At 68.5% G+C, this 15,712-nt stretch carries 15 protein-coding genes and 1 riboswitch; of the genes, 5 read left to right on the top strand and 10 right to left on the bottom strand.

Annotated elements, in window-relative coordinates; translation table 11 throughout:
* The first annotated feature begins 128 nt into the window (after positions 1-128).
* A complete protein-coding gene (locus N2M23_RS19740) occupies positions 129-557 on the top strand; it encodes a cyclic nucleotide-binding domain-containing protein (protein WP_265447941.1) in 429 nt (142 codons plus the stop codon).
* 291 nt (positions 558-848) lie between these two features.
* On the opposite strand, the gene purH is transcribed toward N2M23_RS19740, so the two are convergent.
* Together purH and purN are read right to left on the bottom strand one after the other, a co-directional pair.
* Positions 849-2,480, bottom strand: a complete 1,632-nt coding sequence (gene purH / locus N2M23_RS19745) for a bifunctional phosphoribosylaminoimidazolecarboxamide formyltransferase/IMP cyclohydrolase (protein ID WP_265447943.1) — start codon at positions 2,478-2,480, stop codon at positions 849-851.
* A gap of 30 nt (positions 2,481-2,510) precedes the next feature.
* Positions 2,511-2,587, bottom strand: a riboswitch (ZMP/ZTP riboswitch).
* Position 2,588: 1 nt separating this feature from the next.
* On the bottom strand, positions 2,589-3,266 hold the full coding sequence (gene purN / locus N2M23_RS19750; RefSeq protein ID WP_265447945.1) for a phosphoribosylglycinamide formyltransferase: 678 nt from the start codon (positions 3,264-3,266) through the stop codon (positions 2,589-2,591).
* A 57-nt stretch (positions 3,267-3,323) separates the two neighbouring features.
* Between purN and N2M23_RS19755 the strand changes: the two genes are divergently transcribed.
* On the top strand, positions 3,324-3,716 hold the full coding sequence (locus tag N2M23_RS19755; RefSeq protein ID WP_265447947.1) for a hypothetical protein: 393 nt from the start codon (positions 3,324-3,326) through the stop codon (positions 3,714-3,716).
* A 12-nt stretch (positions 3,717-3,728) separates the two neighbouring features.
* Here N2M23_RS19755 and N2M23_RS19760 read toward each other — a convergent pair whose 3' ends face one another.
* Both N2M23_RS19760 and N2M23_RS19765 read right to left on the bottom strand, forming a co-directional pair.
* On the bottom strand, positions 3,729-4,076 hold the full coding sequence (locus tag N2M23_RS19760; protein ID WP_265447949.1) for a TraR/DksA family transcriptional regulator: 348 nt from the start codon (positions 4,074-4,076) through the stop codon (positions 3,729-3,731).
* Between the two features lie 33 nt (positions 4,077-4,109).
* Positions 4,110-5,330, bottom strand: a complete 1,221-nt coding sequence (locus N2M23_RS19765) for a cell division protein PerM (protein ID WP_265447950.1) — start codon at positions 5,328-5,330, stop codon at positions 4,110-4,112.
* Between the two features lie 52 nt (positions 5,331-5,382).
* Between N2M23_RS19765 and N2M23_RS19770 the strand changes: the two genes are divergently transcribed.
* A complete protein-coding gene (locus N2M23_RS19770) occupies positions 5,383-5,928 on the top strand; it encodes a prepilin peptidase (protein ID WP_265447952.1) in 546 nt (181 codons plus the stop codon).
* 68 nt (positions 5,929-5,996) lie between these two features.
* On the opposite strand, the gene sucD is transcribed toward N2M23_RS19770, so the two are convergent.
* From sucD to N2M23_RS19800, 6 genes are all read right to left on the bottom strand, one after another.
* Entirely contained in the window at positions 5,997-6,884 is an 888-nt protein-coding gene (gene sucD, locus N2M23_RS19775; protein WP_265447954.1) for a succinate--CoA ligase subunit alpha, read from the bottom strand.
* Between the two features lie 36 nt (positions 6,885-6,920).
* On the bottom strand, positions 6,921-8,099 hold the full coding sequence (sucC, locus tag N2M23_RS19780; RefSeq protein ID WP_265447955.1) for an ADP-forming succinate--CoA ligase subunit beta: 1,179 nt from the start codon (positions 8,097-8,099) through the stop codon (positions 6,921-6,923).
* 90 nt (positions 8,100-8,189) lie between these two features.
* A complete protein-coding gene (gene icmB / locus N2M23_RS19785; protein ID WP_265447956.1) occupies positions 8,190-8,603 on the bottom strand; it encodes a coenzyme B12-dependent isobutyryl CoA mutase small subunit in 414 nt (137 codons plus the stop codon).
* Positions 8,604-8,641: 38 nt separating this feature from the next.
* On the bottom strand, positions 8,642-11,374 hold the full coding sequence (locus N2M23_RS19790) for an FtsX-like permease family protein (protein ID WP_265447958.1): 2,733 nt from the start codon (positions 11,372-11,374) through the stop codon (positions 8,642-8,644).
* Between the two features lie 22 nt (positions 11,375-11,396).
* The gene (locus N2M23_RS19795) at positions 11,397-12,128 is read right to left on the bottom strand and encodes an ABC transporter ATP-binding protein (protein WP_265447959.1); all 732 of its coding nucleotides are present in this window, start codon (positions 12,126-12,128) and stop codon (positions 11,397-11,399) included.
* The gene (locus N2M23_RS19800; protein ID WP_265447960.1) at positions 12,125-12,721 is read right to left on the bottom strand and encodes a PadR family transcriptional regulator; all 597 of its coding nucleotides are present in this window, start codon (positions 12,719-12,721) and stop codon (positions 12,125-12,127) included. Before N2M23_RS19800 ends, N2M23_RS19795 begins: the two co-directional genes overlap by 4 nt.
* Positions 12,722-12,841: 120 nt before the next feature.
* Here N2M23_RS19800 and N2M23_RS19805 point away from each other — a divergent pair, with 120 nt between their 5' ends.
* Together N2M23_RS19805 and N2M23_RS19810 are read left to right on the top strand one after the other, a co-directional pair.
* Positions 12,842-14,623, top strand: coding sequence for a DUF6020 family protein (locus N2M23_RS19805; protein ID WP_265447962.1), 1,782 nt, complete (start codon positions 12,842-12,844; stop codon positions 14,621-14,623).
* Positions 14,624-14,744: 121 nt separating this feature from the next.
* On the top strand, positions 14,745-15,590 hold the full coding sequence (locus N2M23_RS19810; RefSeq protein WP_265447963.1) for a M23 family metallopeptidase: 846 nt from the start codon (positions 14,745-14,747) through the stop codon (positions 15,588-15,590).
* The last annotated feature ends 122 nt before the right edge of the window (positions 15,591-15,712 follow it).

Genomic DNA, 15,712 nt, shown 5'->3' on the forward strand with positions numbered 1-15,712 from the left:
CTCTGTCGCAGCTTCGCCGCGTTACCCGGCCGCAGGCGGTCATGACCGGCGAATCTACCCGGCGAAAGGCTGCGGCCGCTGCTAGCTTTTGCCTGTTGCACACTCGGTGTTCTCATCCGGAGGGATTCATGGCCAGCGCCCAGCTGAAGCAGGTTCTTGCAGGTATCGACCTTTTCGCGGGTCTCAGCCCGGCCGCGATCTCACAGATCGCCGACACCGGCGCGACGTTCAAGACCGCCGCCGGCGGCAAGGTGATCAGCGAGGGCGCGCAGGAGGCCGGTCTGCGGGTCGTGCTCGACGGCAGCGCCACCGTCGATGTCGGCGGACAGTCGCGCGGCGAGATCGGCGTCGGCGACTACGTCGGCGAACTGTCGATGATCGACGGCGCGCCGCGATCGGCCAATGTGGTCGCCGGCCCGAACGGCGTGACCACGTTCGCACTGTCGTCGATGGCGTTCATGCCGCTGGTCCGCGGTGACGGCGACATCGCCGCTGCGCTGCTCAAGACCCTCGTGGCCCGCCTGCGCAAGGTCGAGGCAGCCGCGAACAACTCCTGACCGAACGAGCCACTTGTCCGCCGGCTGACGACTCGTCCACGAAATGTGGACTTGTCACGCTCGGAGCGACTGGTCCACGAAATGGGGACTTGTCACGTGCTGTAGCACGTGACAAGTCCCCACTTTGTGTGACCAGTGCCTGTTTGTATGACGAGCTCGCTCGCCCCGGAACCCGCGTCGGCGACGATGCCGCCCGGGCGAGCGCCAGCGAGCTCCGGCGGAGGAGGAGCCGGCGCCAAAAACACGGGGCACTGAGGAAGCTCGCCGCGAGCCTGCGAGCGGCGAGCTTCCTCAGTGCGCGAAGTGCCGCGTCCCGGTGAAGTACATCGTGAGCCCGGCGTCGGCGGCGGCGTCGATGACCGCCTGGTCGCGCAGGGACCCACCGGGTGCGACGACTGCCTTGACGCCGGCGTCGATGAGCACCTGCAGTCCGTCGGGGAAGGGGAAGAACGCGTCGGAGGCGGCGACCGATCCGCGGGCGCGCTCGGCGCCGGCGCGGTCGACCGCGAGTTCGCAGGAGTCGACCCGGTTGACCTGGCCCATGCCGACACCGACCGAGGCACCGCCGGAGGCGAGCAGGATCGCGTTGGACTTCACCGCGCGGACCGCCCTCCAGGCAAACTGCAGGTCGGCGAGCGTCTGCTCGTCGGCTGCCGTGCCGGAGACCAGCCGCCAGTTGGCGGCGTCGTCGCCGCCGGTGATCTCACCGGACTCGTCGCGCACGACCGCGTCGACCTTGTCGACCTGCTGCATGAGCATGCCGCCGCTGATCGGCCGGATCTCGACCGGGTCGCGCTGCTGCGCCAGCTCGGCCGGCAGCTTCAGCAGCCGAATCGCCTTGCGGCTGCTCAGGATTTCGACCACGCCGGGCTCGAAGTCGGGCGCGATCACGACCTCGGTGAAGATGTCCTTGACCGTCTCGGCCATCTCCTGGGTGACCGGCCGGTTGGTCGCGATGATGCCGCCGAACGCCGACACCGGGTCACACGCGTGCGCCTTCGCGTGCACCGACGCGATGCTTTCGTCCTTGTCCCCGACCGCGATGCCGCAGGGGTTGGCGTGCTTGATGATCGCCACCGTCGGCAGGTCGCCGTGGTCGTATGCCGCACGCACCGCCGCGTCCGCGTCGACGTAGTTGTTGTAGGACATCGCCTTGCCGAAGAGTTGCTCGGCGGAGGCGACGCCGGGCCGCCAGTGCCGGTAGAGCGCGGCTGCCTGGTGCGGGTTCTCGCCATAGCGCAGGTCCTGCGCCTTCTCGAACGTCGCACCCGACCACGCCGGGAAGCCGGTGCCGTCGCTGGTGTCGACATACCCGCCCGCCATCCAGTTGGCGACGGCGTTGTCGTAGTCGGCGGTGTGCGCAAAAGCGCGTGCTGCCAACATTTTTCGCGCTTCGAAGGTGAAACCGCCGCCGGTCACGGCCTCCAGCACGGAGTTGTATGACGCAGGCTCCGTCACAATCGCGACGCTCGGGTGATTCTTGGCCGCAGCGCGCACCATCGACGGGCCACCGATGTCGATCTGCTCGATGCATTCGTCGGGCGTCGCACCCGACGCGACCGTCTCCCGGAAGGGGTAGAGGTTGCAGACCACCAGCTCGAACGGCGCGACGCCGAGCTCGGAAAGCTGCGAAAGGTGTTCGGGCACACGAGTGTCCGCGAGGATCCCCGCGTGCACCCGAGGGTGCAGCGTCTTGACCCGGCCGTCGAGGCATTCCGGGAAGCCGGTGAGGTCTTCCACCTTGGTGACCGGGATGCCGAGGCCGTCGATGAGTTTGGCCGAGCCGCCGGTCGATACCAGCTCGACGCCGGCCGCGTGCAGCCCGCGCGCGAGCTCCTCCAGACCGGTCTTGTCGTAGACGGAGATCAGCGCGCGCTTGATCGGGCGGCGGCCGGAGTTGTCGGTGGCGGGCGACTCGGACATGACTCTCCTCGCAGAGTTCGGCGGATATCCGGCGCGCACCCAGGCGGACGATGCACGCGACTGCACTCCCCGGTGGTTGCCCACCTGCGCCAGTCGTGTGCCGCCAGCTTAACGGGCGTCGGTGCCGCCGGCCGAATCGGCGGAGCCGAGCACCACCCGGCGTCCCTCGACCCGGAAGCCCTCGCGGGCGAGCCGGCCGACCCAGTCGACCAGTTGCGGCCGCTCGGCCTGTTTGATCCGCTCGGTGAGCGTGTCGACGGTGTCGTCGTCCTCGACCGGCACCACGCACTGGGCGACGATCGCGCCGGTGTCGACGCCTGCATCAACGACGAAAAGCGTTGCGCCGGTGACCTTTACGCCATAGTCCAGCGCGTCACGCGGCCCGTGGATGCCCGGGAAACTAGGCAGCAGCGCATTGTGGCTGTTGAGGTAGCGGCCCCCGAAACGCTCGAGGAATGACTCCCCCACCAGCTTCAGGAAGCCCGCCGACACCACCAGCTCCGGGTGGTATGACGCGACGTCCTCGCTGACCGCACGGTCCCACGCGGCTCGGTCGGCGTAGTCCCGCACCCGGTGCACGAACGTCGGCACCCCGGCGCGCTCGGCACGGGCCAGGCCCTCGATGCCGTCGCGGTCGGCCCCGACCGCGACGACCTGCACGCCATACTCCGGGTCGGCGGACGCGTCGAGCAGGGCCTGCAGCAACGTCCCCGAACCGGACACCAGCACCACGATCGGCACCGGACCGGAAGCGGGCACACCCGGCGCGGCAGAATCGTTGATCACGACGGGCAACCTATCGCCCGACCTGACAGCCGCAACCGCCCCGGGGGATGTCTTCGTATGACCGACCAGCCGGTGACTCCGCGATCAGTGGTGCACTCGCGGCGCGGCCTCGGCTATCTGCTGCTCGGTTTCCTCGCCACGCTGATGCCGGTCCCCTTCAATGTTGTGGCATTGGTGCCGCTGGTCGCGTCCGCGGTCGAGTCGGTGCTGACCCTGCGCGCACTCGCCGCCGCGCGCACCCCGGGACCTATCAAGCTGTGGACGTCGGTCGGCTTGGCGCTGACGGTCGCGCTGATCGTGATGGTCGCGATGCCTTATGTCTTCTGGGGCACCACGCAGCGCTACGAGACCTGCATGTCGAAGGCCAACACCAAGACCACCCAGGCCTTGTGCAAGGAGCAACTCAGCGATCGCAGCGATGACATGCGGCGGATGATCACCGGCGGCTGAGGCTGCGGCTAGCTAGGTCGCCCGCGCGCAGTCGGTGCAGACGGTCGCGGTCGGACGGGCCTCGAGCCGGCCGTCGGCGATCGGGGCGCCGCAGCGCTCGCACACTCCGTAGGTCCCGGCGTCCAGCCGCGCCAATGCTGCGTCGACCGCGGCCAGTTGCGCCTCGGCATCCTTGGCGAGCGTGTCGATCATCGACCGATCGACCGCGATGGTGCGCCCCTCGGGGTCGTGCTCGTCGTCGGCGTTGCTGTCGCGCAGCGCCTCGACGACGTCATCGAAGCTGGCCCGCAGCTCGCCCAGCCGCAGCCGGGCGCTTCGCCCCAGCTCGGTCAGCCGGGCACGCGCGAGGTCATCGTCCATCCGAGGACCATATGACTGCCCACCGACAACCGCTCAGCGGCGCAGCGCACGCTGCCAGTGCAGCACGAGAGTGGTGGCCACCGCCCCGAGCACCAGCTCGACCAGCAGCAGCGGCACCAGCATGAGCGACGGGCCGATGTAGTCGAGCGACCCGCCGCTCACCCCGGCAGTGGACAGCCAGCTGAGCACCAGCACCAGCAACCCGGTCGCGGCCGCGGCCTGAGCGGCCGTCGTCGCCTTGGTGCGCAGGGAAGTGTAGGTCGTCAGCCGGCCGAGGGCGCGCCAGCCGACCGCGCAGCCGAGCGCGATCGGCAGCAGCGGCGCGATCGCGGTGAAGAACGGCAGTGGGCCGGCGTCCGGCACCGCACCGAGCACCGGGATCATCGGCAGCACGCCGCCGTGCACGCTGCCCGTGCCGATGCTGACCGCGCCGAGTTGCGTGGAAGCACCGGTCGTCCAACCTGCCGCCCACAGCACCAGATTGGGCAGTGCCGCGAGCTGGCCGAGCCAGAGCACGACCCCGCCGAAGAACCCCGGCCGCAGCTGTCCGTTCAGTGCGCCGATCGACCCCAGGTGGAAGACGACCAGCCCGAGCACGATGACCAGACCGATCACGAGATAGCCGAAGACGCCCTCGACAGCGGGTCGCAGCGCTCGTTTGGTCGACAGCGAGACCCGTTCGTCGACAAGCTCTTTCGCCTGCCTGGCCACGCCTTCCTCACTGCGCAGCAGCGCCCAGACGCACCCGGCCGCGCCGATCAGCAACGCCCCCGGGATCACCGTGAACACGTTGGGCGACGCCGGCCCGCTCATCGCGAGCGCGCAGATCACCAGGCCAGTCACGACATACCCACCGACGTATGACGCAGGCCCCTCCCACCAGGCGCCCGCCCGTTCGGACAGGTAACCCAGCATCGCTTTTGCCGCGGTGCGCGCGAGCACAAGTGCGAGCGCGGTGAGCAGCAGCGGTGCGAACACCACCGACTGACCGGCGCCGTCGACCCCGATGTGGCCGCGATGCGCGAGCGCCCAGCCGTCCCCGCTGAAGCTCAGCGCGTCCGTCCAGCCGACGCTGCTGCGCGGGTCGGCCGCCCAGGCGAGCAGCACCGGCACGACCAGGAGCAGCCCCAGTGACGCGGCGCCCACGGCGCCATACCCGGCGGCGATCGCGAGCTGGCGCCAGTCGCGCCGCTGCGCCGGTGACTCCGGAGCGGCGAGACTGGTCAGGTTGCGGGCACGATCGAGAAGGCTCATCGCCGACCATGGTCGCCGGGATATCCGTCGGCGCCCGGCAGGCTCGCCGGTCGTGCGGCAGATCCGTCCGCTGTGGACGACGGATTCGAGGGTGCTCGGCCGCTTAGCCTGGGACGTGCTCACCGACCGGTTCGACGTGGTGGCGGCGCTCGGTTACGTCCTCGCAGCCGTGCCGCTGCTCGCGCTTGCGGTGATCGACGCACGCACCCACCGGCTGCCCGACCGCATCACCCTGCCATTGATCCCCGGCAGCCTGCTCATCACGGCACTGGCGTCGGCGAGCACTCACGACTGGCCCGCATTCGGTCGTTCGGCCGCCGCCGGGTTGACAGTCTTCGCAGCCGGTTTCGCGATCATGTTCGCCTCGCCGGGCGGCGCCGGGCTCGGCTTCGGCGACGTCAAACTCGGCGCAAGCCTCGGCGTCCTCACCGGCTGGCTGTCGTGGGGCACGGTCGTCGGCGCGATCGCGCTCGCCTTCCTCGGCGCGGGCCTGTGGGCTGCAGCGCTCGTGCTCACCCGGCGCGCGAACCGGCATACCCACCTGGCGTTCGGGCCGTTCCTCATCGGCGGCGCCGTGCTCGCGATCGTCGCCGCGTGAGGGCCCGTGACATGACCAGAGCCGGGCATCCACATCGGGCACCCGGCTCTGGTCAGTCGTGAACGACCTTACTTCTGAAGGTCTTTCATGATTTCGCGCATCAGGTTGGCTGTCTCGGACGGCGTCTTGCCGACCTTGACCCCGGCAGCCTCGAGGGCCTCCTTCTTGGCGGCGGCGGTGCCGGACGAGCCCGACACGATCGCGCCCGCGTGGCCCATGGTCTTGCCCTCGGGCGCGGTGAAGCCCGCGACGTAGCCGACGACCGGCTTGGTCACGTGCTCCTTGATGTATGCCGCGGCACGCTCCTCGGCGTCGCCGCCGATCTCGCCGATCATCACGATCGCCTTGGTGTCGGGGTCGGCCTCGAACGCCTCGAGCGCGTCGATGTGGGTGGTGCCGATGACCGGGTCACCGCCGATGCCGATCGCGGTGGTGAAGCCGAAGTCGCGCAGTTCGTACATCATCTGGTAAGTCAGCGTGCCCGACTTGGACACCAGCCCGATCGGTCCCTTGCCGGCGATGGTGTGCGGCGTGATGCCGGCCAGCGACTCCTCCGGGGTGATGATGCCCGGGCAGTTGGGGCCGATGATCCGGGTCTTCTTGCCGATCGAGTAGTTGTAGAACTCGGCGGTGTCCTTCACCGGGATGCCTTCGGTGATGACGACCAGCAGCGGGATCTGCGCGTCGATCGCCTCGATCGCGGCGTCCTTGGCAAACTTCGGCGGCACGAAGGCGACCGAGACGTTGGCGCCGGTCGCGTCCATCGCCTCCTTCACCGAGCCGAAGACCGGCAGCTCCTTGCCGCCGATCTCGGCGGTGGTGCCGGCCTTGCGGGCGTTCACGCCACCGACGATGTTGGCGCCGGCCTCGAGCATGAGGGCGGTGTGCTTGGAGCCCATGCCGCCGGTCATGCCCTGGACGATGATCTTGCTGTCAGCGTTCAAAAAGATTGACATTGTTCAAGATTCCTTATGTCGTATGCCGTCAGCGGATCACTTGGCGGAGCCGGCGAGCTCTGCGGCCTTGGCCGCGGCGCCGTCCATCGTGTCGACCTGGGTGACCAGCGGGTGGTTCAGCTCGTTGAGGATCGCGCGACCCTCGTCGACCTTGTTGCCGTCGAGGCGCACGACCAGCGGCTTGGTGGCGCCCGCGCCGAGGATCTCCAGGGCGCCCTTGATGCCGTTGGCCACCTCGTCGCAGGCGGTGATGCCGCCGAAGACGTTGACGAAGACCGACTTGACCTGCTCGTCGCCGAGGATGACGTCGAGACCGTCGGCCATCACCTTGGCGTTGGCGCCGCCACCGATGTCGAGGAAGTTGGCGGCCTTCACGCCGTGCTGTTCACCGGCGTAGGCGACCACGTCGAGGGTCGACATGACCAGGCCCGCGCCGTTGCCGATGATGCCGACCTCGCCGTCGAGCTTGACGTAGTTGAGGCCCTTCTCCTTGGCCTTGGCCTCGAGCGGGTCGGTGGAGGCGGTGTCCTCGAGGGCCTCGTGGTCGGGGTGGCGGAAGTCGGCGTTGCCGTCGAGGGTGACCTTGCCGTCGAGCGCGAGGATGTCACCGGCGCCGGTCTTGACCAGCGGGTTGACCTCGACCAGGGTCGCGTCCTCACCGGCATACACGTCCCACAGCTTCTGCAGCACCGGCACGATCTTGGCGCCGGTCTCGGCGTCGAAGCCGGCCTGCTGCACGATCTCCTGCGCCTTGGCCTCGTCGATGCCGACGTTGGGGTCGACCGCAACACGGGCGAGGGCCTCCGGGCGCTCGACCGCGAGCTGCTCGATCTCCATGCCGCCTTCCTTGCTGCACATCGCAAGGTAGTTGCGGTTCGCGCGGTCCAGCAGCACCGAGAAGTAGTATTCCTCAGCGATGTCGGCGCCCTGGGCGATCATCACGGTGCCGACCGTGTGGCCCTTGATGTCCATGCCGAGGATGCCCTGCGCGAGCTGCCCCGCCTCCTCGGGCGACTTGGCGACCTTCACGCCACCGGCCTTGCCGCGGCCACCGGTCTTGACCTGGGCCTTGACCACGGTCACGCCGCCGGACTTCGGGCCGATCTCGGCAGCGGCCTGCTGGGCCTGCTCCGGGGTGGTTGCGGTCTTGCCGGCCAGCACCGGCACTCCGTGCGCCTCGAACATGTCGCGCGCCTGGTATTCGAAAAGATCCACGCGGAATCCATCCTCGTCATCGAGAGAAAGGGAAAGGCCCGTGATGCGCCGGATGGGGCGTGTCCGGACCTCGTCGTCCGGTATTGGATGCTAGCCCTCGCGCTCCGCCGCGCCCACGTGGGTCCGCACCCAGTCGACGATCTCGGTCGTGGTCGCGCCCGGGGTGAAGACGGTGGCAACGCCCATCTCCTGCAGCGCCGGCACGTCCTCCTCCGGGATGATGCCGCCGCCGAAGACGACGATGTCGTCGGCGTCCTTCGCCTTGAGCAGCTCGATCACCTTGGCGAACAGCGTCATGTGCGCGCCCGAAAGCACTGACAGGCCAACGGCATCCGCGTCTTCCTGGATCGCGGCCTCGACGATCTGCTCGGGTGTCTGGTGCAGGCCGGTGTAGATGACCTCCATGCCGCCGTCGCGCAGCGCGCGGGCGACGACCTTTGCGCCACGGTCGTGACCGTCGAGTCCTGGTTTGGCGACCACGATGCGGAGCGGGCTTGTCGTCATACGCGCACCATATCGGGGGGTGACCGACATCACGTCCGTCAGGTGGTACGACGGGTCATCGGCGGGCGTCCCCGCGTCACCAGACCGGCGAGTATGGCGGCCAGCAGCGGCACTCCGAGCACGACTGCGAGCATTGGCCCCCACGGAATCACCGCCGCGCTGCGCCCACCGAACCCGCCGGTGAGCGCACGGGCTGCCGCGATGCCCGGCACCAGGCCCACAACCAGACCGAGCAGGGCTCCGACCAGCCCGACGACCGCAGCATTCGACGCAGCGATCGCCCTTCGCGTTCGGCCGGGTGCACCGATCGACGCGAGCGTCGCACTGTCCGCACGGGATTCGGCCTGAGACATCGCCGTCGACACCAGGGTTGCGACGAGGAGCAGCAGCCCGAACACCGCACCGATGATGACGAACACCCAGCGATTGTCATCCTGGTAGCCGCGCTCGACGCAGAAGCGGTCGGCGTCATCGATGCGCTCGGCGATCGTCCGTTGCGCGTCCGCGGACACTCCTCCTGGCGCACTGATCACCAACCGGGCGACGCTGACCGCGCCCAATCCCCGCACCGCGGCCGGGGTTGCCAGCCCAGCCGGAAATGGACCGGACATGACGTAGGTATCGTCCTTCGGCGCTGCATACGTGAGGGACGATTGGGTGCTCGCGATGGCGGGAAGGACCTTGCTCGCCGCAACCTTCACCCGATCATCACCGAACCGGTCCACCGTTCCGGTCACGACATGCATCGGTGTCGGGCCGTCGCGTCGCCCGGCCGTGGGCAACAGCAGGCGTCCGTCACGAAGTTGCCGTCGGTCGGTGTCACTGAGCCGGAATACACGTGCGAGGTCATCGACGTCACCAACGACGATCGTGTTGCCTGCGAGCGGAGACGACACAATGTGACACGAGTCGCTGGCTGCGGCCTGCATGGCTTCCTGGTCGGTGCACGTGCCGGAGTACATCGCGACTCCCCACTCAGACGACGTCCCCAGAGTCGGGCGTGATCCGAGAACGCTCACGGCTGCGATCTCGGCGCGCGGAATCGCTTTTTGAACAACCCTTTCGGCAGCGGCGGCATCGCTGTCGCCATACAGGTCCACCGATGCCTGTCCCATTGGGAGCTGCGGGGTGTACTCGGCCGCGTAGTCGCGTTGCACCGTCGCGTAGCCGATCAGCGCCGCACAGCACAGGGCGGCCGTCCCCAGAATCGCGGCGGTAGTCGCCACGGCGCGGCCGCGTTGCCGGCTGACGTCCCGAGCTGCCAGGCGTATGGCCAGCGGGAACCGTCCGGCGGCCCGCCCCAGTTGCGCGAGCAGCCAGGGCGTGGTCATGAGCACGCCACCAAAGAGCGCGGCGGCACCCAGGCCGATGGCACCGATGATCGGCAGATTGCTGACGTTTCGGCTACCCGCGTCCAGGCTGGGCACGATCGCCACCCAGAGCAGGAATGCGCCGCCTGCGGCAAGGACGACACCGGCGACCGGCCAACCGGCCCGTACGGTCCGCGGCGAAACCTGCCCGCGCAGCACCTCGATCAGACGCAGGCGTGCCGCGGCGACGGCCGGAATGTAGGCCGCCACCAATGACGCCACGATCGCGATCAGCAAGAGCAGCACTCCGGAGCGCCAGCGCAGTTCGAGCGGACCGGGCGCGACGGCCGTCGGCGACATGGCGACGTGCACTCTTATCGCCGCCCAACCGACAACTGCCCCGGCGACGATCGACACCAGGGCGGAAATCGCACCGAGGAGCAGCGCCTGCCCCAATAGGTAGCGCCGCAGCTGCGGCCGTGTCGCACCGTTGCTGACCAGCAGGCCGAGCGCGTGCCGCTGCCGGCTGGCACTGGCGCCGAAGGCGGGACCGGCGAGCATGGCAATCACGATCACCAAACCGACCGCCAGGAGCGTCCAGACACTCGCCGGCACGGGGTTGGCGTCGTACGAAAGTCGTTGTGCTGGGCCGTCATTCGCCGCCTGGCTCGGATGCTCGATGACGCTGCGGCTCTGCACGACCAGGCCGTAGCGATTGAGTTGTTTGACCTCGGCCCAGTCGACCGGGGTGTCCCGTTTCAGCAGCCAACCATCCGCGCCGACGGGCAACGCGACGAGCGCCTCGGCGCCAGGCGCAGCCGCCGTCCCGACGACTGTCACCGCACGGATCTTGCCGGCCTCACTCAACCTGATCCGACCCTGCGATGGAATACCTCGGGCTTTGCCGGCCCGAGTGACCAGCACCTCGTCGGGGGTGGTGGGCCAACGGCCGGTCGTCCGCCGCGCCATTCCTCGGTAGGCCGGATTCCGACCGTCGATGCCGAGCACCTGCGCGGAGATCTTGCGGTCACCGAACTGCACCCGCGTTGAGCGATTGCTCACCGGCAGGACTTCGCCTCCGGTCACCCCCTGCAAACCGGCGGCCGTGACCGCCCGACCAGGACGCGCACCCGGCAGGGTGCTCGCCCTGGGCAGCAGACCGTCGCCTCCTGTCGTACTGCCGTCCGGAGACTGCCTGACCTGCCATTGGTCGACCGGGTAGAGGTACGCCTGCGCGGCGCCCATCGTCCTCGTCAACCCCTCCTTGCTACTCACGTCCCGGGTGTAGGCAAACGTTGCACCAGCAGCGACGATCAGCAACGGCAGCCCGACCAGCAAGACCACGAGCAGCGCACGCCCGCGGTGTCGTCGAATGTCTCGGCGTGCCAGTCGCAACGACAACCGCCAGGCGCCGAAATATCCTGCTATCGCGTGATTTTCGTGGATCGGATGGTCTGTCATGCGCTCCCCCGAGCTGCTCATGTCAGACCACCCGATCCAGCAGGGATTCCGGCGTCGCGGCGTCGCCGGTCGAATCGACCACCACACCGTCCCGCAGGAAGATCACCCGGTCGGCCCACGCCGCGTGCCGCGACTCGTGGGTGACCAGGAGGCCGGCGGCGCCGTCGTCGCACTGCTGCCGCAGCGTGCGCAGGACGGCTTCGCCGGTCGTCGAGTCCAGCGCGCCGGTGGGCTCGTCGGCGAGCACCAGGCTGCGGTCTCCGACCAGCGCGCGGGCGATGGCGGCCCGCTGCTGCTGGCCCCCGGATAGCTGCTCCGGAAATCGGTCGGCGAGCTCCGGAATGCGGACCTTGTCCAACGCCGCACGCGCCGCCGCCCGAGCTGTGCGAAGGGCGACGCCGTCGAGTTCCAGTGGGAGAGAGACGTTTTCGAGCGCCGTGAGCGACGGGATGAGGTTCAGGTCCTGGAAGACGAAACCCATTGTGCGCCGGCGCAGTCGATCGAGTTGCTTGCGGCCGAGCGCGGACAACTCCTGTCCGTCGATCAGCACTCGGCCGCCGGTCGGCGCGTCGAGCGCACCGGCGACGTTCAGCAGGGTGGACTTGCCGGATCCGCTCGGGCCCATCACAGCAACGAGCTCGCCAGGCTCCACGGCCAAGCTCACCCCACGCAGCGCGTGCACCGCGGTCGGACCGGTGCCGTGGGTGCGTTCGACGCCGTCGAGCAGGAGTGCGGGGTGTGTCGTCGTACTCATCGCCGGGTCACCGCCTCACGCACTCCAGCGCTCCCCGCGGAGGCGACGTGCGCCGTCCGCGAGGCTTTCGCCTGGGAAGGGTCGAGCCGGGCGATCCTCGCTTCCACGTGATCGAGCCAGCGGATCTCGGCTTCGTCTGCGAATACCAGAGATTCGAGCACCAGTTCCCAGGCCAGATCCTCGCCGTCGGCTGTGCGCTTGAGCCTGGTCAGGTCACGCAGGTGGGTCATCGTGGCGGTGCGCTGGGTCTGCACGATCTGCTGCACGTCGACCCCGGGCAGGGTGACGGCGAGCGCGAGCTTGATCGCGAGTTCGTTGCGAGGAGTCTGCTCCCGACCGACCGGCACGCTCCACCAGGCGTCGAGTTCTGCGCGCCCGGCGTCGGTCAGTTCGTAGGCGATCCGGCCCTCGTCGTCCGGCGCACCCGCGCCGGCGACGAGTCCGTCGCGCTCTAGGCGACTCAGCGTGGTGTAAACCTGCCCCACATTGAGCGGCCAGGTGCCTCCGGTGCGCGCCTCGAACTCGCCGCGCAACTGCGCGCCATACATCGGTCCCTCGTGCAGCAGGGCCAGCAGGCTGTGCTTGATCGACATGATTCCCCGATTCGATATACCCAGTATTATCCCTGGCCAGAGCATGTATACCCGGTATACGTTCCGCCCGCAAGGGTGTCGCTGCCGGGCGCGGCGCGCCAATCGGGTTACCGTGCTGGGGTGACCAACGGGGAGGAAGTCACCGGGGCCGCGCCGACGCACTGGCGCGACGGAATCCGGTGGTGGCAGCCATTACTCGCATTCGTGGCGCTGCTGTTCGCCGCCTTCACCGTCGTCGGCAGTTCATTCCAGCGGACCGCGACGGCTATCGACCTGACCCGGTCCACAGCGTCGCTGGCGCGTTCGGTGCTGCTGATCGCACTTCTCGCGGTGCTGATCTATGCAGCGCTCGTCGCCTTGTTCAGCTGGCTGGATCGTCGCGATCGCCGGTTGCCGACGACCCCGACCACCACGATGACAGCTGCCATGCGGCGCTGGTTCATCCCCTGCTGGCTGCCGATCTCCGGCGCATGGCTGGTCTGGCTGGCGCTGCACTATCCCGGCAACATGGACGCCGACACCATGGCTCAGCGCCTGCAGTGGATGGGCTTGGCCAAGCCGTCGGATCACCACCCTTGGTTCGACACGATGGTTTTCGGCTGGTTCTGGGATCTCGGCGACGCGCTCGGCAATGCCGCGTTCGGTTTCTTCGGTTACCTGGTGGTGCAGGTCCTGGCACTCGGCGCCGGTGTCGCGTTCTGCCTGTGCTACCTCACCAAGCTCGGACTCAGTCGCCGAATTCGCCTGGCACTGGTGATTATTGCGGCTTTCTCACCGGCCACGCTGACCCTCTCGATCATGATGAGCAAGGACGGGCTGTCCACGATCTTCTGGTTGCCCTTCCTGGTCCTGTATGCCGAAATCGCGCGCACCCGCGGCCGCATCCTCCGCCGCGTGCCGGTCTCGGCAGCAATGGTTTGCATCTGCTGCTTGTTGGTGCTGACCAAACGGACCAACATCTACCTGGCGGCACTGTCCCTGGTCGTGCTGTTGATCGTCGTCAGCAAACGTTTCTGGCTGCCGCTCGTCGCGGGGTTCGTCGGCGTGGCGGTGGTGACGCTCGGCCTGTGGACCTCGGTCATCCTTCCCGCATGGGGAGTGCAGAAGCCGACCTCGAACGACATGCTGTCGATCCCGACGCAGCAGACGGCCCGCATCGTCAAGGAGCACGGCCCGGAGGTCCCGCCGGACGAGCGCGCCACCATCGACACCATGCTGCGATGGAACACGCTGGCGAAGGTCTATGCCCCGGAGCGCTCCGACGCGGTGAAGGCACGCTGGCGGGATGATGCGCCGGCGGCGCAGAAGCGCGCCTATTTCGAGGTGTGGTTCAAGCAGTTGTTCCGTTACCCAGGCACAGCCGCGTCGGCGACGGCGGCGAACACCTACCAGTACTTCACCCCCACCACACCGCTGCGCATCGGCAACGAGAACAACTTCAGCGCTCACGTCGACAACTGGAAGAAGCTCAGCTACCCGAGCACCAGCCGGGCCGAGATCCAGACCCTCGCCGACGAGATTGAGGACCCGGATGCGCTGCAGGGGGTGCGCGACAAGCTGCGCAAGACAGTCGAGATCCTGCCGGACCGGACATTCTTCGCGTCGATGGCCTTCTACGCGTCGTGGTTGCCGATCTTGTTGGCAGTCGCGGCGATTCGACGTCGCAACTGGTTCCAGCTGGCCTGCTGCTGGCCCGCGTTCATCAACCTCGCCTTCCTGGTCGCGGGTCCGATCGCGTTCGCGAGATACCTGATCCCGGCAACCATGTTCAGCAGCTTCTTACTCGGTCTGCTGTTCACGGCCGCACGCTGGGAGCCGCGGCAAGAGATCGCGGTCCCGGTCGACGATGACCGGGACGCCCGCGCTGCTGCGCACCCGACGGAGCCCGTTCTCGCTGGCTGAGGCTTGTGCGGGTTGAGGCTTGCGCTGGTTGAGGCTTGTCCACAGCCGGCGACCTTGTCGACTCGCCCGCGTCCCTGGCCGGGCTACCTTCAGTCGCACCGCGGCTGTGAGGAGACCGACCATGACGAGCTATCAGGGCAGGCACCGGGCGCCGGTTGACGCGCTGCACCGAGCGCGCCGCTGCGTCATACCTGCTGCGGCGCTGTCGGGCGTGACGCTCGGCGCGGTCGCTTGGAGTGGCAAGCTATCGCTGCCGGTCGAGGCAACCGCTGGGCTGGCCGAGTCGACGATCGTGACGCCGACCGACCGCGAGCCCACACCGGCGGCGGCCGCCCGGCTGGCCCGGACCGCGGCGCTGCGGGTGCAGCTGACCCGTCCGTCCCCTGCCGATGCCGAAGCACGCATCACGCTGCCGGAGGCCGCGACGGCGAAGCCCTTCGCAAAACCAACCCCCGCGAGGCCAGTCACGTCAACGGGCCCGATGACGAAACCCGTTGCACCCCAGGCGTCCTCGTCCACGGCGACACCTCGATTGCCGCCTCGAACCTCGCCACCCACTACCTCCGGCTGGGCCTGCCCGGTCGCTGGGTGCCAGACCGCCCTGACCTCGGGCTTCGGGGCTCGCGTGTCTCCGGGCGGCATCGGGTCGACTAATCACCTGGGCAACGATTACGCGGTCCCGACCGGCACTCCGTTGCGCGCCATGCACTCGGGTCGGGTAGTGGCCGTTGGCTGGTATGGCGGGCTCGGGCTGCGCGTCGAGATCGACCATGGCCAGGGCACTCGGGTGATCTTCGGCCATCTGTCGACCGCCCGGGTCACGGTCGGGCAGCGGATCACGGACGGCCAGGTCGTGGCCTTGTCCGGAAGCACCGGGCGTTCGACCGGACCGCATCTTCACCTCGAGATCCGCCAGGATGGTCGACCGATTGATCCAGGGCCGTGGTTGCGGGCTCGCGGTCTGTGAGCGCGGGGAGGCTAGATCGCCCGTTTTGGTCACTTGTCCAGTTTTTTCCGCCTTTCGGTCGTTATCGGTCCGTGACCCGGGATAGCATGACGCGCGTGTGCACCCCCGGCGTCAGCGTTACC

Source organism: Flexivirga meconopsidis (assembly GCF_026162425.1).
GTDB classification, from domain to species: Bacteria; Actinomycetota; Actinomycetes; order Actinomycetales; family Dermatophilaceae; genus Flexivirga; species Flexivirga meconopsidis.